The 21,431-nt window shown below is 71.0% G+C and carries 15 protein-coding genes; 7 read left to right on the top strand and 8 right to left on the bottom strand.

Features of this window, described 5'->3' with window-relative positions; translation table 11 throughout:
* The first annotated feature begins 157 nt into the window (after nt 1-157).
* Nucleotides 158-829, top strand: coding sequence for an RICIN domain-containing protein (locus Actob_RS29885; protein ID WP_284915182.1), 672 nt, complete (start codon nt 158-160; stop codon nt 827-829).
* Between the two features lie 229 nt (nt 830-1,058).
* Here the strand turns inward: Actob_RS29885 and Actob_RS29890 are convergent, their stop codons facing one another.
* The 5 genes from Actob_RS29890 to galT all read right to left on the bottom strand — a co-directional run bounded on the left by Actob_RS29890 (nt 1,059) and on the right by galT (nt 10,451).
* Nucleotides 1,059-2,120: a YncE family protein gene (locus tag Actob_RS29890; protein ID WP_284915183.1), complete on the bottom strand. Its 1,062-nt coding sequence runs from the start codon at nt 2,118-2,120 to the stop codon at nt 1,059-1,061.
* Between the two features lie 122 nt (nt 2,121-2,242).
* Complete coding sequence (locus Actob_RS29895; RefSeq protein WP_284915184.1) at nt 2,243-3,244, bottom strand: TAXI family TRAP transporter solute-binding subunit; 1,002 nt, start codon at nt 3,242-3,244, stop codon at nt 2,243-2,245.
* Nucleotides 3,241-5,277 carry a TRAP transporter permease gene (locus Actob_RS29900; protein WP_284915185.1) on the bottom strand — a complete coding sequence of 679 codons (2,037 nt, stop codon included), beginning with the start codon at nt 5,275-5,277 and terminating at the stop codon, nt 3,241-3,243. Before Actob_RS29900 ends, Actob_RS29895 begins: the two co-directional genes overlap by 4 nt.
* Nucleotides 5,278-5,392: 115 nt before the next feature.
* Nucleotides 5,393-6,994 (bottom strand): methyl-accepting chemotaxis protein, encoded by a 1,602-nt coding sequence (locus tag Actob_RS29905; protein ID WP_284915186.1) that lies wholly within the window; start codon nt 6,992-6,994, stop codon nt 5,393-5,395.
* A 55-nt stretch (nt 6,995-7,049) separates the two neighbouring features.
* Nucleotides 7,050-10,451: a galactose-1-phosphate uridylyltransferase gene (gene galT / locus Actob_RS43930; protein ID WP_328518393.1), complete on the bottom strand. Its 3,402-nt coding sequence runs from the start codon at nt 10,449-10,451 to the stop codon at nt 7,050-7,052.
* A 173-nt stretch (nt 10,452-10,624) separates the two neighbouring features.
* Between galT and Actob_RS29920 the strand changes: the two genes are divergently transcribed.
* The 6 genes from Actob_RS29920 (at nt 10,625) to Actob_RS29945 (ending at nt 17,194) form a co-directional block, all read left to right on the top strand.
* Nucleotides 10,625-11,944 carry an ABC transporter substrate-binding protein gene (locus Actob_RS29920; RefSeq protein ID WP_284915187.1) on the top strand — a complete coding sequence of 440 codons (1,320 nt, stop codon included), beginning with the start codon at nt 10,625-10,627 and terminating at the stop codon, nt 11,942-11,944.
* Nucleotides 11,941-12,975 (top strand): carbohydrate ABC transporter permease, encoded by a 1,035-nt coding sequence (locus tag Actob_RS29925; protein ID WP_284915188.1) that lies wholly within the window; start codon nt 11,941-11,943, stop codon nt 12,973-12,975. Before Actob_RS29920 ends, Actob_RS29925 begins: the two co-directional genes overlap by 4 nt.
* A gap of 1 nt (nt 12,976) precedes the next feature.
* On the top strand, nt 12,977-13,834 hold the full coding sequence (locus tag Actob_RS29930; RefSeq protein WP_284915189.1) for a carbohydrate ABC transporter permease: 858 nt from the start codon (nt 12,977-12,979) through the stop codon (nt 13,832-13,834).
* Between the two features lie 30 nt (nt 13,835-13,864).
* Nucleotides 13,865-14,881 (top strand): LacI family DNA-binding transcriptional regulator, encoded by a 1,017-nt coding sequence (locus tag Actob_RS29935; protein WP_284915190.1) that lies wholly within the window; start codon nt 13,865-13,867, stop codon nt 14,879-14,881.
* 101 nt (nt 14,882-14,982) lie between these two features.
* Nucleotides 14,983-16,062, top strand: a complete 1,080-nt coding sequence (locus Actob_RS29940; protein WP_284915191.1) for a glycoside hydrolase family 53 protein — start codon at nt 14,983-14,985, stop codon at nt 16,060-16,062.
* Nucleotides 16,063-16,096: 34 nt separating this feature from the next.
* Nucleotides 16,097-17,194, top strand: coding sequence for a glycoside hydrolase family 53 protein (locus tag Actob_RS29945; RefSeq protein WP_284915192.1), 1,098 nt, complete (start codon nt 16,097-16,099; stop codon nt 17,192-17,194).
* Nucleotides 17,195-17,366: 172 nt separating this feature from the next.
* Here Actob_RS29945 and Actob_RS29950 read toward each other — a convergent pair whose 3' ends face one another.
* From Actob_RS29950 to Actob_RS29960, 3 genes are all read right to left on the bottom strand, one after another.
* A complete protein-coding gene (locus tag Actob_RS29950; RefSeq protein ID WP_284915193.1) occupies nt 17,367-18,365 on the bottom strand; it encodes an HAAS signaling domain-containing protein in 999 nt (332 codons plus the stop codon).
* A complete protein-coding gene (locus Actob_RS29955; protein WP_284915194.1) occupies nt 18,362-18,691 on the bottom strand; it encodes a PadR family transcriptional regulator in 330 nt (109 codons plus the stop codon). Before Actob_RS29955 ends, Actob_RS29950 begins: the two co-directional genes overlap by 4 nt.
* 567 nt (nt 18,692-19,258) lie before the next feature.
* Nucleotides 19,259-21,427 (bottom strand): MMPL family transporter, encoded by a 2,169-nt coding sequence (locus Actob_RS29960; protein WP_284915195.1) that lies wholly within the window; start codon nt 21,425-21,427, stop codon nt 19,259-19,261.
* Between the last annotated feature and the right edge of the window lie 4 nt (nt 21,428-21,431).

Genomic DNA, 21,431 nt, shown 5'->3' on the forward strand with positions numbered 1-21,431 from the left:
CCGGGCGAGAGGCGGACCCGCGGGCGGCGACCGGCCGTTTTCACCCGCGCCGATGAGAGCCCGTGTTCAACTGCGCGGCAATGCGTCCAACTGCTCAGCAATGCGTGCCGATTGACGCATCGCTCCCCCCTTGCTACTTTCCGATTGCGCTGTCCGGGTGGGCGAAATTCTCACGGAATTTCATTTCGCACGCCGTTGCGATCTCGGCGGACGAGAGGATTTTTTTCGGTACGCCAGAATGATCCGCGCCTCGTTCCGGCACCTTTCCGGCAGCCCTTCGGAGGTATCTGTGCGACGTCTCACGATTGCTCTCGCCACGGCCGGTGCGGTCGGCGCGGCCACCCTCGCGGCGCCGGCCGCCGCACTGGCTGTGCCCGGCGCGGCCGCCGAGCCGGATTACTGGTCGCGCGTGCTGAACTGGCGAAGCCAGAAATGTCTGGAGCAGAGCTGGGAGAACGGCTCCGAGCAGCCGGACATCAGGGTGGCCACCTGCACCGGCGCCGAAAACCAGCAGTGGACGTACACCCGCGTGGGCTCCTCCTACACCATCGCGACCGTGCGAAACAAGAAAAGTGGTAAGTGTTTGGAGCAGGTCTACGTGAATGGCGTCGAGCAGCCGGACGTCAAGGCGGCCGTCTGCACTGGCAGCTTGAACCAGCAGTGGCGGACCGCCCAGGCGGAATGGTACGTCACCGGATACTTCATGGAGAACGTGAGCAGCGGCAAGGAGTTGCAGCAAAGCTACCTCAACAACACTCAGCAGTCGGTGGTAAATGTCGCCGAGACCAACCCCTGGTCGGATTACCGGAACCAGGTCTGGCGCCAGTGAGACAGATCCGGTCGCATGGGACGCCGGCGGGGGTCCGGCGCCTGCCGAACCCGCACCGGGGCACTGGAGCAGGACACTCCGGTCCGGATCACACCGAGAGGAAGTGAGCCGCGGCGGGCCTCGGCCCGCCGCGGCTGCTGTCACTCGGGCGCGTTCAGATTTCTGGTGTTTTCTCCGCGCCGCGACTCCAGCGGAACCGGAGTCGTCTTGCGATGTCCGGGCGACCTGCTCAGGCGGCCGGGATCGGCAGCACGTGCAGCTGGGCCGGCGCGCCGTTCGGGAGACCGTCGTCGCTGACCGCGTACAGCCGGCGGCCGTTCGGTGCCCACGCCAGGGCGCCGGACACCAGGGTGTGGTCCGACCCGCCCAGCTCGAACCGGGTGACCGGGGTCCCGTTCAGGTCGAACACGAAGACGTCCGGGTCGTAGGGGGCGTACACGCCGCCCGCCACCCGCGTGCCGTCCCGGGACACCGCGACGGCGTTCGGGTACGGCCCGGTCTCGTACGCCGTCCCGGTCTTGCGCATGTCCTCGACCGGGTACGACTGCACGTGGTACGGCGCCCCGCCGGCCGCGAACGCGGTGGTCCCGCCCGGGTCGAGGGCCAGGCCCTGCCCGTTCGCGCCGGAGTTCTCCGGCGTGGTGGCGCTGATCCGGGTCAGCTCGCCGCCGGCGCCGACGGCGTACGCGATGTCGATCGACGGGCTCAGTTGCCGTTCGCCCGCGAGCAGCACCCTGGTGTTGCCGGTGGCCGAGGCGAGCAGCGGCGCGGTGTAGAAAGCGGCGTCGGCGAGCCCCTTCGTCGCCACCGTCGGCCGGCGCCCGAGGTCGATCCGGCCGATGTCGCCGGTCCAGGTGTCGCACCCGTAACCGAACCAGAGGTACCTGCCGGTGTAGGCCAGCGACGACGGGCAGGTGCCCGCGCCGATGTCGAAAGTGGCCGTGAGCGCGAGCGAGCCGGTGTCGACGGCGGCGATCTTCCCGGCTGGCCGCAGTGCCACGTACAGGGTCCTGCGGTCGTTGCTGAGCTGCAGGTCGGTCGGCCCATCCAGCCCGTCGACGGTGCCGGTGACCGTACCGGCCGCGTCGGTCACGACGATCTGTTTCGACTCGCTGCCACCGCTGACGAAGACCCGGGTCCCGGTGCTGACGACGTCGGACGGGTCGCTGAACGGGAGGGTGGTGACGGTGGGCGCGGGCGCGGCCACCGCCACGGCGGGTGTGATCGCGGCGCCGGCGAGCCCGGTGACGAGCGCGACGCCGAACACGGCGAACGTTCTTGACTTGCGCATTGCCATTCCCCCATGGATGGTTTGCCGATCATCGGCGCGGGCCGTTCCCCCGTCTCATGATCGACTCCCATCAATGGTAATTCCCACCCGCCACCCACCCTCCGACGAAGATTTTCACCGCCTCACTTCGGCGCGTTCAGATCGTCCAGGGCTTTCTCGGCGCCGCGGCTCAGCGGGACCGGGGCCGTCTTGCGGGCGGTGGCCAGGCTGATCTCCTTGGCGGCGGCGCTGGCCTGCTCCAGCTGCGGCTTGCGGTCAAAGAGGGTCTTGGTGAGGACGCAGGCCACGTTCGGGTCGAGGTCGGCGCGGACCAGCAGGTAGTTCGGCACGACGATGGTCTTGACGTCGGCCGGGAGCTGGTAGGCGGTGGCCGGGATGGTGCCCTCCTGGTACACCTCGTTGATCTTCTGCATGGCCGGCAGCAGCAGCGTGACGTCGAGGAACTCGACCTGATCCTTAGCGGACGTCAGCAGGTCGGTGATGCCCGGCGTGGGCAGCCCGCCGGACCAGAACAGCGCGTCGATGGTGCCGTCCTTCATACCGTCGACGGTCTTGGTGAGGTCGAGTTTCTGAGCGCTCACGTCCGTGGCCGGATCCAGGCCGGCCGCCTTCAGGATCCGGTTGGCGATCACCTCGGTGCCCGATTTCGGGGAGCCGGTGGAGACCCGCTTGCCCTTCATGCCGGCCACGTCCTTGATGCCGGCGCCCTTGCGGACGATCACCTGGGTGTAGTTGGTGTGTATCCGGGAGAGCGCCGCGATCGGCTGCTTCGAGGTGAAGCTGCCGGTGCCGTTGACCGCGTCGGCGGCGGTGTCGGCCAGCGAGAACGCGACAGCGTAGGTGCCGGCGACCAGCTGCTGGATGTTCTGCACCGAGGCGCCGGTCTCGGCCGCGGTGGCCTGGACCTGGCCGCCGGTCGCGTTGACCTGCTCGGCGTAGGCGTTGCCCAGGGCGAAGTAGACACCGGTGGCGTTGCCGGTCGCGATGCCGATCCGGGTGGCCTGGGCCACCTCGCAGGTGACCGCGCCGCCGGAGTCGGTGGCGGCGGTGTCCTGCCGGCCACCGCACGCGGTCGCGGCCAGCGCCAGGGCGGTGATGGTGGTTACGGTCAGGATGCGTCTCATGCTTCTCCTCGCGGTGATGAGGTGCGGGTCGTGGTCCGCTGTTCCGCTTCCGGTTCTTCTTCGGTACGCCGACCGCGGGCAATCCACGCGAGCAGCGCGGACAGCACCAGCGCGCCCAGCCCGGCCGCCACCGAGACCGGCGCCAGATAGAGGAGGAACAGCCCGGCCACCGCACCGAGCACCCGGCTCGGCAGCCCGGCCCGCCCGATGCCGGGCACCCAGCCACCGGTGGCGATCGCCAGTCCGAGCACCGCCAGCGCCGCCACCACGCTGGTCCACAGCACCCCGGTCACCGGGCCGCGGGCCAGCAGGTACTCGCCGCGCTCGGTGAGCACGAAGGCGATCGGCGCGAGGAAGGCGGGCAGCGCGTACTTCAGCGCCTGCCACATCGTCGGCATGGTCCGCCCGCCGGTGATCGCGCTCGCGCCCACCGCCGCGAGGGCGGTCGGCGGGGTCACCTCGGAGAGCACCGAGTAGTAGAAGACGAACATGGCGGCGGCCGGGGCGCCCACGCCGAGCCCGAGCAGCGCCGGCCCGATGATCACCCAGCCGATGATGAAGCTGGCCGTGACGGGCACCGCGAGGCCGAGCACGGAGAGCGCCACAGCGGCCAGCAGGACGGTCAGGGCGAGCACCGCCGTCGGGTTGTCGGTGATCGCCCGGGCGCCGTTGACCAGCAGCGACGCCAGCTGCGCACCGAGCCCGGTCTTGGTGGTGATCGCGGTGATCACCCCGGCGGCGGCGCAGACCGCGACCACCGGCAGCACGCCACGGACCCCGGCGGCGAGCGCCTGGAACAGCCGGGGCGGGGTCAGCCGGGCGGCGCGGTCGAGGTACGAGAGGGCGACGGCGAGCAGCGTCGCGTAGACCACGGCCCGGGTGGCGCTCTCGCCCAGGGCGAGCAGGACGACGATCAGGATCAGCGAGGAGAAGTGGTAGCCCAGGCGGGTGAGCAGCCGCCAGGCGCTGGTGGCGGGCAGGTCCACGGCGCGGACGCCGAACCGGCGTACGTCGATCTCCACGGCGAGCAGGATCCCGAGGTAGTAGAGCAGCGTCGGGATCGTCGCCCAGCCGAGCACCGTCAGGTAGGACACGTCGAGGTACTCGGCGACGATGAACGCCGCGGCACCCAGCGTCGGCGGGGACAGGATGGCGCCCACCCCGGCCGCGGCCAGCATGCCGCCGGCCTGCTCGGGCGGATATCCGGCGCGGCGCAGCATCGGCCAGGTGACCGCGCCGACGCTGACCGCCGTGGCGGTGCCCGACCCGGAGACGGTGCCGAGCAGGAACCCGGCGGCCACCGCGGTGCGCCCGGCCGCGCTGCGCGAGCGGCGGAAGGCGGCCACCGACAGGTCGACGAAGAACCGGCTGGCCCCGGAGAGGTCGAGGACCGCGCCGTAGATCGTGAACAGCACGATGTACGTCGCCGCCACGTCCAGCGGCGTCCCGTAGAACCCGCTGCCGGAGTTGTAGAGCGCGTCGATGATCTGCGCGAAGTCCAGTCCGGCATGGGCGATCGGCCAGGTCTGCGGGAGCAGGCCGCCGTAGTAGCCGTAGAGCAGGAAGGCCCCGCACACGATCGGCAGCGCGAGCCCGGTGGTCCGGCGCGCCGCCTCGATCACCAGCAGGAGCAGGACGGCGCCGAACGCGACGTCGATCGGTTCGAGCAGCGCCTGCCGGTCGAGGAAGCCGTCGTAGCCGCCGCCGAACGGGTTGACCGGATAGAGACAGGCCACCAGCGCCAGCCCGGCCAGCACCCCGTCGAGCCGGGTGGGCCGCTCGCCGCCGCGGCCCCGCGCCCGGTAGGCCAGGAAGATCAGCGGCAGGGTCAGCGCCAGAAAGATGATCAGGTAGAACTGGCTGCCCTGGGCCAGTGGGCGGAACACCTGCCAGAGCGTGAGCACCCCGGTCGCCGCGGCGACCACCGCCACCAGGGTCCCGACGCGTCCGCGCAGCTCACGGGCGGGGCGCTCCTCCTCGTCGTAGTGCACCGCCGGTGGATCTCCGCCGCCCAGAGATCGATCATCGCCCATGTCCCGGACATTACTATGCCGAAGTCCCTCGGTGGGTGCGGTCCGGTCCCGGCTGGCGCGCACGGTGGTGTCAGCGGCCCTGACGCCACCGTGCGCACCAGCCGGGATCGGGACGTCAGCGGGAGACTTCGAAGCGACGGACGGCTCCGGTGAGTTCGTCGGCCATGCCGGCGAGGTGCTGGGCGGCGCTGCGGGAGCTGGCGACGCCGGCGGTGGTGTCGCCGGCCGCCTGGGCGACCTCGGAGATGTTGCGGGCGATCTCCTCCGCGCCGGTGGCCGCCTCGGCGACCGAGCGGCTGATCTCCGCGGTGGTCGCGGTCTGCTCCTCGACCGCGGAGGCGATGGTGGTCTGGTAGTCGCTGATCCGGACGATGACCTCGGAGATGCGTTCGATGGCGGCGACCGCGCTGTTGGTGTCCGACTGGATCATCTCGACCCGCTGGCCGATGGTCTCGGTGGCCTTCGCCGTCTCCTGGGCCAGTTCCTTGACCTCGCCGGCCACCACCGCGAAGCCCTTGCCCATGTCGCCGGCCCGGGCCGCCTCGATGGTGGCGTTCAGGGCGAGCAGGTTGGTCTGCTCGGCGATGCTGGTGATCAGCTTGATCACGTTGCCGATCTCGGCCGACGACTCGCCGAGCTTGCCGACGATGGTGCTGGTCTCGTGGGCGACCGAGACCGCCTCGCCGGCCACCCCGGCCGCGTCCGAGGCGTTGGTGGCGATCTCGCGGATCGACACGCCCATCTGCTCGGCCGCGGCGCTGAGCGTGCTGACCAGCCGGGCGACATCCTCGGCGGCCTGCTGCGCGGCGGCGGCCCGGCCGGCCGCGGTGTCCGCGCCGGCGCTGAGGTGGTCGTTCACCGAGTTCAGGTTGCGGGAACTCGCCAGTACGGTCGCCGCGCTCCCATTGATCATGGTGACCGCATCGCGCATGCTGGCCGTCGCCTGGTTCAGCGCCGCCGCCATCTGCCCGACCTCGTCGCGGCTGTCGACGCCCGCGTCGCGGGTCAGGTCCCCGGCGGCCACCGACTGGAGCACCGCCGTGACCCGGCGCACCGGCGTCACCACGGCACGGACCGCGAGCAGCGCGATCGCCAGCCCGAGCAGCAGCCCGAGCACGCCGATCACCAGCACCTGCCTGGTGACCGAGCCGCGCGCGTCGCTGACCTCCCGGTTCGCCTGGACCGCCGAGTCGGCGTGCGCCTTCTCCAGGGTCGCGAACTCCTGGTCCAGCTGGGTGTACAGCTCGGTGCCGGCGTTCCAGCTGTCCCAGAAGTCCTGGAGCCGGCCGTCGAGAGCGGCCGGCATCATCTTGCCGGTCCGCAGCTCGTTGAACTTGTCGAAGTTCGCCTTGAGCGCGGTGGCGGTGGCCGCGTCGGCGCTCAGCGGGAGGTACTTCTCCCAGGCCTCGTCGACGGCGGCGGTCCGCTCCTTCATCTCGGCGTCTTCCTTGGCCCGGTACGCGGCGTCCGACATGTAGTAGTTCAGCGCGAGCATCCGGACCCGGAGCACGTCCTCGTGGACGGAGGCGAGGTGCTGGATCGGAACGACACCGTGCCCGTAGACGGCGTTCGACTTGTTCTCCACCAGGCGCAGGCCACCGACGGCGATCAGGATGACGACGGCGCAGGCGGCCGCTACCGAGACCACCGAGGTCAGCATTTTCACGGACAGGGGCAGATCCGCCAGCCGCTGCCGGAACGAACGAGACGAGGACACACTTGAAGTTCGGCACCCGGCCATCCGGACTTAGCCGGATGGCCGGGCCCAAACGTCAGCCGACCTCGCGAAGCCGGGCGGCGATGCGTTCCGGTGTGGTGTCGCTGATCCAGGACGCCATCGCCGATTCCACCCCGGCCAGGTACTTCAGCTTGCCGGGCGCCCGCAGCACGCTGAACACCTGCAGGTGCAGGCGGAACAGGTCGCGGCCCTGGCGGACCGGCGCCTGGTGCACGCCGGCGATGTAGGGCAGCGGCTCCGGCCCGGGATGGTAGCGGTCGAGCCGGCCCAGCACGTCCAGGTAGATCCGGACCAGGTCGTCACGTTCCGCATCGGTCAGCGCCGGCAGGTCGGGGACGTCCCGGTGCGGGGCCAGGTGCACCTCGACCGGCCAGCGCGCCGCGGCCGGCACGTAGGCCGTCCAGTGCTCCCCGACCGTGACGATGCGGGTCCCGGCGCGGCGCTCCGCCTCGAGGATGTCGCGGAACAGGTTGCCGCCGGTCCGGTCCCGGTGCTGCCGGGCCATCTCCAGCATCCGGGCCGCCTTGGGCGGCACGAACGGGAACGCGTAGATCTGCCCGTGCGGGTGCGGCAGCGTCACCCCGATCTCCCGGCCGCGGTTCTCGAACACGAAGACGTGCTCGACACCGGGCTGTCCGCCCAGCTCAGCGGTGCGGTCGGCCCAGGCCTCCAGGACGGTCCGGGCCCGCCGCGGGTGGAGGCCGCCGAACGACCCCTTCGGGGCCGACGAGAAGCAGACGACTTCGGTACGCCCATCGGCCGGCCGGGTCGGCCACAGCGGGTCCCCGTCGACGAACGACGCGGAGCCACCGTTGCGCGGGGAGAACGACGGGAACCGGTTCTCGAAGACCACCACGTCGTAGTCGGCCTCGGCGATCTCGGTCGGGAAGCCACCCGGCACCGTCGGCGCCAGCGGGTCCTGGTCGGCCGGCGGCAGGAACGTGCGGTCGTTGCGGTGCGACGCCATGGCGATCCACTCGCCGGTCAGCGGGTCGTACCGGACCTGGGCGCCGCCCTTGAGGACCTCCTCGGCGCTGGGCAGCGGCCGGGTGTCCTCGGCCTGCCGGACCGCGGCGCCGGACACGTACGGCTCGGTGTCGTCGAAGTAGATGATCTCGCGGCCGTCGGCCATCCGCCGGGACGTCTTACGCACCCGGTGCGGGCGGTCCGGCTCGCCGGTGGTGGCCCGCCCGACGACCCGGATCGCGTCGACGGCCAGCAGCTGCGAGCCGGCCGCGACCAGCCGGTCCCGCGCCTGCGACGGCACCGAGACCGGCGAGACGGTGGCCAGTGGCAGCAGGTGCAGGGTCACCTCGGCGCCGGCCCGGTAGCCGGCGTCGACCAGGTTGACCTGCCAGCGGGAGCCGTCCCAGAACCGGTCGGTGACGGCGACCCCGTCGACCCGCAGCTCGCCGACGTCGCCGGCCCAGTCGATCTGGAGCAGGGCGTCGTGCTCCGGGTCGGCGGCCCAGTCCGGCAGGTGCAGCCGGTGGACCGCGGCGAACTCGTCGAACGCCTCCGGGCCGGGCGCGGAGCAGCGGCCGTCGTGCTTGCCGTACTCGGCGGGCACGTCGCCGGCCGGGCGCAGCTCGGTGGTGGCGACGTCGACGGTGAGCGGGACGTGCGCCGGGGACACCGGGAGGTCGGCGAAGGCGCGCGCGGCCGGGTCGTACACGCGTACCGAAGCGGTCGACGCGGTCTTGGCCAGGATCCGGCCGGAAGCGTCCCACTGCAGCTCGTCGTCGCTGAGCAGGACCCGGCGGCCGGCCGCCTCGCAGACCCACAGCGAACCCGCGGTGCCGGCCGGCAGGACCAGGACGTCGAGCGTTCCGGTAGCGGTCTCGAACCGGGTCGGCTCCAGGCCGGGGGTGATCGCCCGCTCCTGTCCGCCCACCGACAGCGCCGGCGCGATGCCCGCCTCGGCGAGCAGGACCAGGGTGGGCACCGCGCCGGGCAGCAGGGTGAGCGCGGAGGCGGTGGCCCAGTCCAGGCGGACGCCGCCGGCGGTCAGGCCGACCGGCCAGCGGGCCAGGGTGCCGGCCGGGATGTCCACCGGCTGGGAGGGGAATTCCACCTCGCGGTCGGCCAGCACGACCTTGAAGCGGGCACCCCGGTAGGTGTCCAGGGGGACGTGCGGCTGGTGCCAGGCGACGAAGAGGAAACCGCTGGTCCCGTCGCTGCGCAGCGCCCACCGCAGGGTGGTGCTGTCCTCGACGCCGTCCGGGCGCACGTCGGGCAGGCTGGACGGCATGTCGGCGAGCCGGGCGCCGAACGCGGCCAGGAAGCTGTGCTGGCGGCGCAGTTCGGCGTGGCTGCCGGCGAGCGCGCCGGCCTCGCCGATCGGCGCGTGGAAGTCGTAGCCGAGCCTGGGCAGGTCGTTCGGGTAGCCGGTGGCGTGCGACTCCTGCAGGCCGCCGGGAACGTCCGGGTTGGTGCCGCCGGCGTACATGTAGTAGCCCTGCCAGGCCGAGCCGTTGCCGATCTTGCAGTGCGCGATGGTGGCCACGTCGAGCGCGCTGGGCAGCGGCCGCCGGTGGTACGCGGTCGCCATCCCGCCGGCGAGTTCGCAGGTGGCGGCCGGGAAGAGGTCGGACGGGACGCGCGGGCCACCCTTGGCCGCCTCGATGTTCTGCGCCCGCCGCACGTCGGCGCCGATGCCGGGGTCGTCCCAGACGTGCGAGAAGAAGTAGTGGTCCCGGAAGTTGGGCGCCCAGGGCGCGTCCGAGTCGACCCAGAAGCCGTCGCCGTAGCCGCCGTAGAGCGGAAGCACCTCCTCCTCGGGCAGCTCGGCGCTGTCCCAGGCGGTGGCGGTCCAGAGCGGGGCGGACATGCCCGCCGCGCGGGACATCCGCTTGAGCGTGCGCAGGTGCTCGGGCTGGGTGTAGAGCTCGTTCTCCAGCTGGATGCCGAGCACCCGGTCCAGATGCCCGCTGAGCTGGGCGCCGATCGCGGCGAACCACTCCTCGACCAGGCTCAGGTAGGCCGGGTCGTCGGTGCGGTGCCGGACGGGGGCCCGCTGCACCCAGTCGGGGAAGCCGCCGTTGCGGCTCTCGGCGTGCACCCAGGGGCCGATCCGCAGCACCACGTCGAGGCCGGTCTCGGCGGCCAGGTCGACGAAGGCGGCCACGTCCAGGTTGCCGTCGAAGCGGTACTCGCCGGGGGCGGGCGAGTGGTGCAGCCAGAACAGGTAGCTGGCCACCACGGTGACGCCGCCGGCCTTCATCTGGCGCAGGCGCTCCGCCCAGCGGTGCCGCGGGACCCGGCTGTAGTGCAGCTCGCCGGAGACCGGGACGACCGGGGAACCGTTCTTGATCAGGTACCGGTTGGTGAGCGACAGGCCCGCCCGGACGTCCTCGTCGTTGCTCATCCGCGGGCGGCGCAGCGGCGTCGTCCACGGATGGTGGCGGACGGAGAGTGGCTCCGTTTCTTTGGGCACGAGACCCCTCTTTCCGTTGGGACTGTAACCGGTCACAGCCCGGCAAGAGCGAACGATACACAGGATTAACCGGTTGGAAGCAAGGGCTTGACACATCGACGTAACAGCAGCACTGTAACCGGTCACAGGCATTGACCCGGGCCCCCGGCCGGCATGCCCATCAAGGAGGATCGATGAAGAAGACTCTTGCGCCGCTCCTGGCCACCCTTACCGCCGTCGCCCTGTTCACCACGACCGCGTGCAGCGGCGCCGACGACAGCAAGTCGGACACCGGGAGCACCACCGGCGACGAGAAGGTCGCGCTGACCTACTGGAGCTGGGCGCCGAACATGGACAAGGTCGTCGCGGGCTGGAACGCGACGCACCCGAACATCCAGGTCACCGTCAACAAGCAGGATGGTGGCGACCCGGCGGTCACCAAGCTGCTCACCGCGATCAAGGCCGGCAGCGGCGCGCCCGACGTGATGCAGGCCGAGTACCAGAAGATCCCCACCCTGGTCTCCGCCGACGCCCTGGCCGACATCGCCGACCAGGCCGGCTCGCTCAAGGACAAGTTCCCGGCCGCCGCCTGGAACAGCGTCACCCTGGGCGGCGACGCCGTCTACGGCGTGCCGCAGGACTCCGGCCCGCTGATGTTCTTCTACCGCGCCGACGTCTTCGCGAAGAACGGCCTGCCGGCCCCCAAGACCTGGGACGACTACGCCGCCGCCGCCGAGAAGATCCACAAGGCGAACCCGAAGCAGTACCTCGGCACCTTCTCGGCCACCGACGCCGGCCTGTTCGCCGGCCTCGCCCAGCAGGCCGGCGCCTCCTGGTGGGGGGTGAACGGCGACTCCTGGACCGTGAACATCAACGACGCGAACACCCAGAAGGTCGCCGGGTACTGGGGTGGCCTGGTGGAGAAGGGCGTCGTCGACAACAAGCCGATGTACACCCCGGAGTGGAACGCCGCGCTCAACGACGGCACCCAGGTCGGCTGGGTCTCCGCGGTCTGGGCGCCGGGCGTGCTCGAGGGCAGCGCCAAGGACACCAAGGGCAAGTGGAAGGCCGCCCCGATGCCGCAGTGGGACGCCGCCAGCCCGGCGACCGGCAACTGGGGTGGCTCGGCGACGAGCGTCACCAGCCAGAGCAAGCACCCGAAGGAGGCCGCCGCGTTCATCGCGTGGCTGAACAGCGACCCGGCGGCGCTGAAGCTGCTGGCCGGCACGGCCAACGTCTACCCGGCCGCCAACGACGCGACGAGCGTGCTGACCACGCCGCCGGCCTTCTTCGCCGACCAGGCCGACTTCTACACGATCGCGGCCGAGGCCGGGAAGCAGACCAAGCCGTTCACCTACGGCCCGAACGTCAACGTCGCCTACAGCGCGTTCAACGACGCGTTCGGCAAGGCCGCCGAGTCGAAGAAGGCCGCCGCCTTCACCGAGTCGCTGACGACCATGCAGAAGGCGACCGTCGACGACATGAAGAACAGCGGCTTCACCGTCGCCGGATGACCTGCACCGGGTGGGCGTTTCTCCAGGAGGCGGCCACCCGGTTCCGCACCAGGAAGGTTTCGGCGATGACGCTGACCACCACCAGACCCACCTCCACCGCCGCACCGGTCGCCAGCAAGCCCGTGCGGAACCGGCGGGCCGGCGTCCCGTACGCCTTCCTCGCCCCCGGCCTGCTCCTGTTCACCCTGTTCCTGGCCGCCCCGATCGTCTACGCCGGCTACCTGAGCCTGCGCAAGGTGAAGGTCAGCGGCCTCGGCCTCGGCGCCAAGTCGCGCACCGAGGTGTGGGCCGGGCTGAGCAACTACACCCGATCGATGACCGACCCGGAGTGGCTGCCCAGCGTCTACCGGATCCTCGGCTACGGCCTGGTCGTGGTGCCGCTCATGCTGGGCACCGCCCTGCTGATGGCCCTGCTGCTGGACGCCGGCCGGACCCGGCCCGCGCTGAGCAGCTTCACCCGGATCTCGATCTTCCTGCCGTACGCGGTGCCGGCCGTGGTCGCCTCGCTGCTCTGGGGCTTCCTCTACCTGCCCCGGGTCAGCCCGTTCGTCTACGCCCTGGACCGGATCGGCATCCAGGCGCCCGAGCTGCTCTCCTCCTCGTGGGTGCTCTACGCGGTGGCGAACGTCGCGATCTGGGGCGGCACCGGCTTCAACATGATCGTCATCTACACCGCGCTCAAGTCGGTGCCGACCAGCCTGTACGAGTCGGCCCGGATCGACGGCGCCTCCGAGCTGTCGATCGCCTGGCGCATCAAGATCCCGATCGTGATGCCGTCGCTGATCATGACCTTCGTCTTCTCGATGATCGCGACGCTGCAGGTGTTCGCCGAGCCGATCACGCTGAAGCCGCTGAGCAACACGATCTCGTTCACCTGGACCCCGCTGATGAAGGTCTACCGGGACGCGTTCGTCCGCAACGACATCTACGCCGCGGCCGCCACCTCGGTGGTCATCGCGGTAGCCACGTTCATCCTGTCCTTCGGCTTCCTCAAGCTCGTCGGCCGTCGCGCGTTCAACCAGGAGGACTGACATGACGGTTCTCGCCGCCCGCCCCGGCAAGCGGAAGACCAGCAAGATCGCCACCACGCTGCTGCTGCTCGGCGCCGCGTACTGCCTGCTCCCGGTGGTCTGGGTGCTGATCGCGTCGAGCAAGAGCTCGGGCGAGCTGTTCTCCACGTTCACCCTGGCGCCGAGCACCCACCTGTTCGACAACCTCGCCGACCTGAGCAACTACCGGGACGGCCTGTACTGGCGGTGGATGGCCAACACCGCGCTCTACGCCGGCGTCGGCGCGGCCGTCTCCACGTTCATCTCGGCGATGAGCGGGTACGCGCTTGCCAAGTTCGACTTCCCGGGCAAGGGCTTCGTGTTCAACGTGATCCTGGCCGGTGTCCTGGTGCCCGGCGTCATCCTGGCCATCCCGCAGTACCTGCTGCTGGCCAAGGTCGGGCTGACCAACACGTACTGGGCGGTGCTGCTGCCCAGCTTCATCAGCCCGTACGGCATCTACCTGGCCCGGATCTTCGCGGCCGCGGCGGTGCCCGGCGAGATCCTGGAGGCGTCCCGGATCGACGGCGCCGGCGACTGGCGCACGTTCCTGCGGGTGGTCCTGCCGATGATGCGGACCGGCCTGGTCACCGTCTTCCTGTTCCAGTTCGTGGCCATCTGGAACAACTTCATGCTGCCGTACATCATGCTCGGCAACGACCGGCTCTACCCGTTGACGGTGGGGCTGAACGGCCTGCTCAACCAGGGTGCCAGCCAGCCCTCGATGTACACCGCCGTGGTGACCGGCGCGCTCGTGTCGATCGTCCCGCTGATCGCCCTCTTCCTGACGCTCCAGCGCTACTGGCAGGTCGACCTGGCCGCCGGTGGCGTCAAAGCCTGATCGAGAACGGTCAAGACTATGATCCCGAACGTGTCGCGCAAACGCCCAACGATCCGCGATGTCGCTCGCGAGGCGGGCGTCTCCTACGCGACCGTGTCCCGGGTGCTCAACGGACGCGACTGGGTGAGCCCGGAGGCCGTGCGCGCGGTGCAGGACGCCATCGCGCGCACCGGGTACACCACCAACCAGCACGCCCGGTCGCTCGCGACCGGGCGGTCGGGATCGATAGCGTTCCTGCTCACCGAGCCGCAGCACCTGCTCTTCGAGGACCCGAACTTCTCGGTGCTGCTGCGCGGGGTGGCCCAGGCGCTCTCCGACCGGGAGCAGACCCTGATCCTGATGATCGCCTCCACTCCCGAGGAGCGCCTGCGCACCATCGCGTTCCTCAACGGCGGGCACGTCGACGGCGTCCTGCTGGTGTCCCCGCACTCCGGCGACCCGCTGCTCACGCAGCTGGTGCAGGCCCAGGTCCCGATCGTGGCCTGCGGCCGGGTGCTCGGCCTGGAAGAGATGATCAGCTCGGTGTCGGCGGACGACCGGGCCGGCGCGCGCACCGCCACCGAGCACCTGATCGCGGCCGGCTGCCGGCGGATCGCCACCATCACCGGGCCGCTGGACACCTCCGGCGGCGTCGACCGGCTGGCCGGGTACACCGACGCGCTGATGGCCCACGGCCTGCCGATCGACCACGATCTGATCGTGCACGGCGACTGGACCCGGCAGAGCGGGGCGGCCGGCATCCGCGCGCTGCTCGACCGGGCCCCGGACGTGGACGCGGTGTTCGCCGCCTCCGACGCGATGGCCGCCGCCACCCTGCCGGTGCTGCGCGACGCCGGGCGCGGCGTGCCGGCCGACGTCCGCGTGGTCGGGTTCGACGACTCCGGGCTGGCGGCCACCACCGAACCGCCGCTCAGCACGGTTCGCCAGCCCCTGGAACGGATCAGCGAGGAGATGGTCCGGCTCCTCGTGGACGTGATCAACGGGCGTACCCCGCTCTCCATCACCGTGCCCACCGGACTCGTCCTGCGAAGCTCCTCCCCCGCCTGATCTTTATCGGGCCCCCCATGGGGGCCGATCTTGGTTCCCCCCTTAGACCGAGATCGGCCTCCACCATGGATGCACGTCCCTTTTGTCAGCAAAGGAGCGCCATGAAGATCCCTGCTGTCCTCGCCACCGCCCTCCTGCTCCTGCCCGCCACGCCCGCCGCCGCGGCCGGCCGGCACCATCTGTCGATGCTCGGCGCCGACGTCTCCACCCTCCCCCGCGCGCTGGACCTGGGCGCCCGGTACTACGACGCCCGCGGCCACCGGGCCGACCCCTACGAGATCCTCGAGAAGGCCGGCGTCAACTACCTCCGGCTGCGCGTCTGGAACAACCCGGCCAGCGGTTACAACAACAAGGCGGCGGTGGTCCGGCAGGCGCGCGAGGCCAGGCGGCACGGCCTCAAGGTGCTGATCGACTTCCACTACTCGGACACCTGGGCCGACCCGGGCAAGCAGTTCATCCCGAAGTCGTGGGCCGGGCACGACCTGGCCCAGCTGACGAGGGACGTCTACGACTACACCTACGACGTGTGCTCGGCGATCAAGCCGGACAGCGTGCAGATCGGCAACGAGATCAACACCGGCATGCTGTGGCCGGCCGGGCAGGTCACCGACGGCGACTTCGGTCCGCTGGCGACGCTGCTGAAGGCCGGGTACGACGCGACCAAGGCCTGCTCACCGCGCACCCAGGTGATGATTCACACGGCGGACGCCGGGAGTCTCGGCGCGGCGCGGTGGTTCTACGACGGGATCGCGGCGCAGGGCGTGCGGTGGGACATCACCGCGCTGTCCTACTACTGCATGTGGCACGGCGACCTGACGAACCTGACCACCGTCCTCACCGACGTCGAGGCACGTTACGGCAAGCCCGCGGTGATCGCGGAGACCGCCTATCCGTACACCACGGAGAACTACGACCACCTGGAGAACATCATCACGTCGGCCGCGCCGTGCGACGGGATCCCCGCCACGCCGCGCGGGCAGGCGACCGCGTTCTCGCAGGTGCAGGATGCCGCCCGGGCGGCCGGGGCGCTCGGCGTCTTCTACTGGGAGCCGACCTGGACCGCCGTCGACGGGAACGGGTGGGACACCGAGGACATCGAGAACTCCGGCGACGCCTGGGAGAACATGGCGACCTTCGACGACGGCGGGCGGATCAACCCGTACGTGGTCTGGCGCCGCTAGAAAAAGGTCTGTTCCTAACCCCCGAAGGAGCACGATGCGCAGATCCCTCACCGCCGTCATCGGAGCAGTGCTGCTGATGCTGGCGTTCACCCCCAACCCCGCTCACGCCGCCTCCCTCACCATGCTCGGCGCCGACGTGTCGTCGCTGCAGCGCACGCTCGACCTGGGCGGCAAGTACTACACGGCGGCCGGCGCCCAGGCCGACCCGTACGACATCCTCAAGGGCGCCGGCGCCAACTACATGCGGCTGCGGGTCTGGAACAACCCGGCCAGCGGCTACAACAACAAGGCCAAGGTGCTGCAGCAGGCCAAGGCGGTCAAGGCCAAGGGGCTCAAGCTCCTGGTCGACTTCCACTACTCGGACACCTGGGCGGACCCCGGCAAGCAGTACCCGCCGGCGGCCTGGAAATCGCACACCCTCGCCCAGCTGCAGACCGACGTCTACAACTACACCTACGACGTGTGCACCGCGCTCAAGTCGCAGGGCACCACCCCGGACAGCGTGCAGATCGGCAACGAGATCAACGTCGGCATGCTGTGGCCCGCCGGGCAGGTGACCAACAACAACTTCGCTCCGCTGGCGTCACTTTTGAAGGCCGGGTACAACGCCACGAAGGCCTGCAACAGCGGCACCCAAGTCATGATCCACACGGCGGACGCGGACAGCGACGCGAACGCGCGCTGGTTCTACGACGGCATCAAGGCGCAGGGTGTCTCGTGGGACGTCACGGCGCTCTCCTACTACTGCATGTGGCACGGCACGCTCGCCAATCTCTACAACGTGATCGCGGACGTGAAGTCCCGGTACGGCAAGCCGGTCGTGGTGGTGGAGACGGCGTACATGTACACCACCGCCAACGCCGACGGCCAGACGAACTCGATTCCCGGCACCACCACGTGCGACGGCCAGCCCGCCAGCAAGGCCGGCCAGGGCACCGAGTTCACCTGGATCCAGAACACCGCGCGCAACGCCGGCGCGATCGGCGTCTTCTACTGGGAACCCACCTGGTACGCCATCGCCGGGAACGGCTGGGACCCGGCCAACATCAACGGCACCGGGGACGGCTGGGACAACATGGCCACCTTCGACGCCACCGGCAGATTCAACGGCAACGTGAAATGGACCGCCTGACCCTGCTCCCCTGAGGTTCGGCCCGGCGTTCCCCAGCGCCGGGCCGAACCATGCGGTGGTCCGGCATTTCCCCCGCCGACCGGTCGGATCACCACGGCTTTCCGGTACGGCCTGAGTGACGTACCGGAAAGCGGCGGCCGGAAGCCGCGGCGGCCTCGCGCCCGCCGGATGGTCAGCGAGGGCCGGACGGGGACGGGCGGGACGACAGAGCCGGCGCCGAGGGCGACGGCGCGGGGACCGAGAGCGATGGCGCGGGGGCCGGGGTGTCCGTGGCGGTCGGCTCCGAGCCGGGGTCGGCGGTGGGCGACGGCGAGCGGAACGGGTTCGCCTGCGGGCAGTGCGGGTAGCCACGCTGCCAGCTGGTCCACGACTCGCCGGTCTCCGGGTCGGTGCAGTTCGAGCCGCCGAGCTGCAGCGGGGCGCCGTTCTGGTCGTAGAGCTGGGCGTCCTCGACGAGGTGCCCCTGCGAGTCGTAGACGAAGACGTCCCGGATGTTGTCGTACTGACTGTTGCCCGTGTAGGTGGCGTCGAAGGACGGCGCGAACCGGGCGCTGCTGTCGGCGCCGACGAAACCGGCCAGCGAGATCAGGATCAGGACCGCGGTGCCGGACCACAGGGCGTACCGCGGCCAGGGCTTGTCGGGCAGGTCGCGGCGGCCCAACCAGATGGACCCGACGACGCACCCGGCGAGCAGGAGCAGGGCGACCACGTCGCTGCCACCGACCCGGGGCAGCAGGCCGATCGGCGCGGAGCCGCCGTCCAGCAGGTGCGCGAGCAGCATGGCGACCAGGTAACCGCGCAGCACCCACCAGGCCGGGCGCAGCAGGACCAGGAACTGGCTCGCCCGCTCGTAGCCGAGGACCGGGCCGACCCGGGCGTCCGCGACCCGCAGCCACGGCAGGACCCGGTCGCGCAGCTCCTCCCGGGTGACCCAGGGCGACGGCGGCTTCGCCGATCCGGGCAGGCCGGCCGCGGCGAGCAGCTCGGCGGCGTACGCCGACGGGGAGCCCAGCCGCTCCTGGAGGGTGCCGGCCCCCTCGGCGAGCACCTCGGCCAGGTGCTCCGGGAGATCGTCGAGCAGCTCCTCCCGGGTGGCCTCGGGTATGTCGCCGAGGGCCAGCCGCACCTCGGCGACATACCCGGTGATCTCGTCCGCTGCGATGTCGTTCACGCGGTCCCCCGCTCGCGAGTCAAATCGTCCATGATCGATGCGAATGCGCGCCAGGTCTTGCCGTTGCGGTCGAGCTCGGCCCGGCCGGCGGCGTTGAGCGCGTAGTACTTGCGGTGCGGGCCCTCGTCGCTGGGCACCACGTAGGTGTTCAGGAAGCCGTTGGCGTAGAGCCGGCGCAGCGTGCCGTACACCGAGGCGTCGCCGACCTCCTGCAGGCCTGACGCGCGGAGCCGGCGCAGGATGTCGTAGCCATAGCCGTCCTCGTCGCGCAGGACGGCCAGCACGGCGAGATCCAGTACGCCCTTGAGGAGCTGGGTCGTATCCACGCACGGCACAGTACTGCGCAGTGCGAAGTACCGTCAACGCCGTCGTACCGTTCGCCCGAAGTCCGCTGGTCGCGGGGTCTGGGGCTGCTGCTGCCGCGACCCGGGGCCCGGTGGCTGGTCGGGGTCCGCAGGCGACCAGGGTGGTGCCAGCTCCCGGCATGCCGTCGGAAACCCACGGCTGGTCCTGGTGGTGGTGTCCGGGCTCGGGAGACCACCGCCACGACCAGCCGAGACCGACCGGCTGGCACTCACGGTGGTCTCACCGGCCCGGACACCACCGCCACGACCAGCCAGCACCGACCGGCTGGCACTCACGGTGGTCTCACCGGCCCGGAGAGCACCACCACGACCAGCCGGGCCCCCCGATCGTGGCAGGCGTGGGGACTTGACGTCGACGAAGTCGCGGGCGGCGGCGGGTGAGCGGGAGCAGAACGGGCAGCGCCGCGGGTGACCGGGGAGCAGGACGGGCGCGGGAGTGGGTGGTCGGGAAGCAGGACGGGCGGCGCCGCGGGTGCGGCGCCGCCCGGGTGGGTCAGGTCGGAACGGTGGGCTGGAGGGGAGCGGTGGTCACACCGAGGCGGGTTCGGCGGCGCGGGCCGCCTTACGCTCCAGGGCCGCACCCTCGACGTCGAGCTCCGGCAGCCACCGCAGCCAGCGCGGCAGCCACCACGCCGAGCGGCCGAGCAGGGCGAGGGCCGCCGGGACGGCGATCATGCGGATCACGAAGGCGTCGAAGGCGATGCCCACCGCCAGCGCGAAGGCGATCGGCTTGACCGTGTCGTTGCCCTGTGGCACGAACGCGGCGAAGACCGCGAACATGATCGTCGCGGCGGCCACCACGACCGGGGCGGCCTGCCGGAAGCCGGTGACGATGGCGTCCCGCGGCGCCGCGCCGTGTGCGTGCGCCTCGTGCATCCGGGACACCAGGAAGACCTGGTAGTCCATGGCCAGGCCGAACAGGATGCCGACGATGATGATCGGCGCGAGGCTGATGATCGGGCCGGTCGAGCCGGCGTTCACCACGTCGGCCAGCCAGCCCCACTGGAAGACGGCGACGGTGGCACCGAACGCCGAGCCGATGGTGAGCAGGAAGCCGAGCACGCCGACGACCGGCACCAGCAGCGACCGGAACACCAGCACCAGCAGCACGAACGCCAGGCCGACGACGAGCGCCAGGTAGACCGGGAGCGCGTCGTTGAGCTTCTGCGAGACGTCGATGCTGATCGCGGTCTGGCCGGTGACGTACACCGTGGCGCCGTCCTCGTCGGCGACCTTGTCCCGGATCGCGTGCACCAGGTCGACGGTCTTCTGGTCCTCCGCGCCGGAGGCCGGGATGACGGTGATCAGCGCGGCCGTCTGCCGCTGGTCCGGGCGCGGCGGCTGGGCCAGCGCGACGCCCGGCAGCGCGGCGATCTGCTTCTGCACGGTGGCCGCGTACGCCACCGACTTCGGCCCGTCGATCAGGATCAGCAGCGGGGCGGAGACGCCGGGGCCGAACCGCTGGTCGATGATCGCGTCGGCCCGGGCCTGGGTGCTGCCCTCCGGCGAGCGCTGCGCCAGCGTGGTCTGCATCTTGAAGAACGGCAGCGCGACCACGGCGAGCGCGAGCACCGCCAGGACCAGGCTGATCACCCGCTGGTGGGTGACCATGGCGGCCCAGCCGCGGATGAAGCCCCGGCCCTCGGCGATGGTCTCGTCGCTGGGCGCGGCCGAGCGGAGCTTGCGGGGCAGCGCCTTGCGGCCGATGAAGCCGAGGATCGCCGGGACCAGGGTGATCGCGACGAGCACGGCGACCACGATGGTGGCCGAGGCGGCCAGGCCCATCTCGGTGAGGAACGGGATGCCGACCACCGCGAGGCCGGCCAGCGCGATCACCACGGTGAGGCCGGCGGTGACCACTGCCGAGCCGGCGGTGCCCACCGCGTACGCCGCTGCCGACTCGACGTCCTTGCCGGCGCGCAGTTCGTGCCGGAACCGGGTGACGATGAACAGCGCGTAGTCGATGCCGACCGCCAGGCCGAGCATCACCGCCAGGATCGGGGTGGTCGACTGGAGCTGGACGAAGCCGGACAGCGTGGTGATGCCGGCGACGCCGATGCCGACCCCGACGATCGCGGTCAGCAGGTTCATCCCGGCGGCCACCAGCGAGCCGTAACTGAGGGCCAGCACGATCAGGGCGACCAGCACGCCGACGCCCTCCGAGGCCCCGCCGACGTCGGCCGCGTTGCTCAGCGCCTCGCCGCGCGCCTCGACGGTCACGCCGCCCTTGCCGGCCTGCTCCAGCGCGCCGGTGATCGCGGCGCGCTCGTCGTCGGTCACCTCGGACGGCTGCACCCCGTAGGTGACGGTGACCAGCGCGGTGCTCAGGTCCCGGGAGACCGAGGGCGCCCGCTTGTCGAACGGGTCGTTGGCCGCCACCACGCCGGGCAGCTTGCCGAACGTGGCCACCGCCTGCGCGACCTGGCCGGCCACCGCCGGGTCGGTGATCTTCTGCCCGGCCGGCGCCTGGAACACCACCTGCACGTTGGCACCGGCCGAGGCGTCGCCGAACCGCTGCTTCATCAGGTCGAGCGCGGTGGTGGACTCCTGACCCGGAATCCGGAACGTGTTGACGGTCTCGCCGGACAGCTTGACCGCGCCGAAGGCCACGGCCAGCAGGGCGAGCAACCAGGCGACGGTGACGATGATGCGATGCCGGACGGCCCCGAGGCCGAGGCGATGCAGCAGCGTTGCCATGAGG

Source organism: Actinoplanes oblitus (assembly GCF_030252345.1).
In the GTDB taxonomy this organism is placed as follows: domain Bacteria; phylum Actinomycetota; class Actinomycetes; order Mycobacteriales; family Micromonosporaceae; genus Actinoplanes; species Actinoplanes oblitus.

Coding starts and splice junctions, on each gene's coding strand:
- Actob_RS29925 (WP_284915188.1), top strand. CDS start 11,941: ATGACCTGCACCGGGTGGGCGTTTCTCCAGGAGGCGGCCACCCGGTTC.
- Actob_RS29900 (WP_284915185.1), bottom strand. CDS start 5,277: ATGGGCGATGATCGATCTCTGGGCGGCGGAGATCCACCGGCGGTGCAC.
- Actob_RS29895 (WP_284915184.1), bottom strand. CDS start 3,244: ATGAGACGCATCCTGACCGTAACCACCATCACCGCCCTGGCGCTGGCC.
- Actob_RS29920 (WP_284915187.1), top strand. CDS start 10,625: ATGAAGAAGACTCTTGCGCCGCTCCTGGCCACCCTTACCGCCGTCGCC.
- Actob_RS29940 (WP_284915191.1), top strand. CDS start 14,983: ATGAAGATCCCTGCTGTCCTCGCCACCGCCCTCCTGCTCCTGCCCGCC.
- Actob_RS29960 (WP_284915195.1), bottom strand. CDS start 21,427: ATGGCAACGCTGCTGCATCGCCTCGGCCTCGGGGCCGTCCGGCATCGC.
- Actob_RS29945 (WP_284915192.1), top strand. CDS start 16,097: ATGCGCAGATCCCTCACCGCCGTCATCGGAGCAGTGCTGCTGATGCTG.
- Actob_RS29930 (WP_284915189.1), top strand. CDS start 12,977: ATGACGGTTCTCGCCGCCCGCCCCGGCAAGCGGAAGACCAGCAAGATC.
- Actob_RS29890 (WP_284915183.1), bottom strand. CDS start 2,120: ATGCGCAAGTCAAGAACGTTCGCCGTGTTCGGCGTCGCGCTCGTCACC.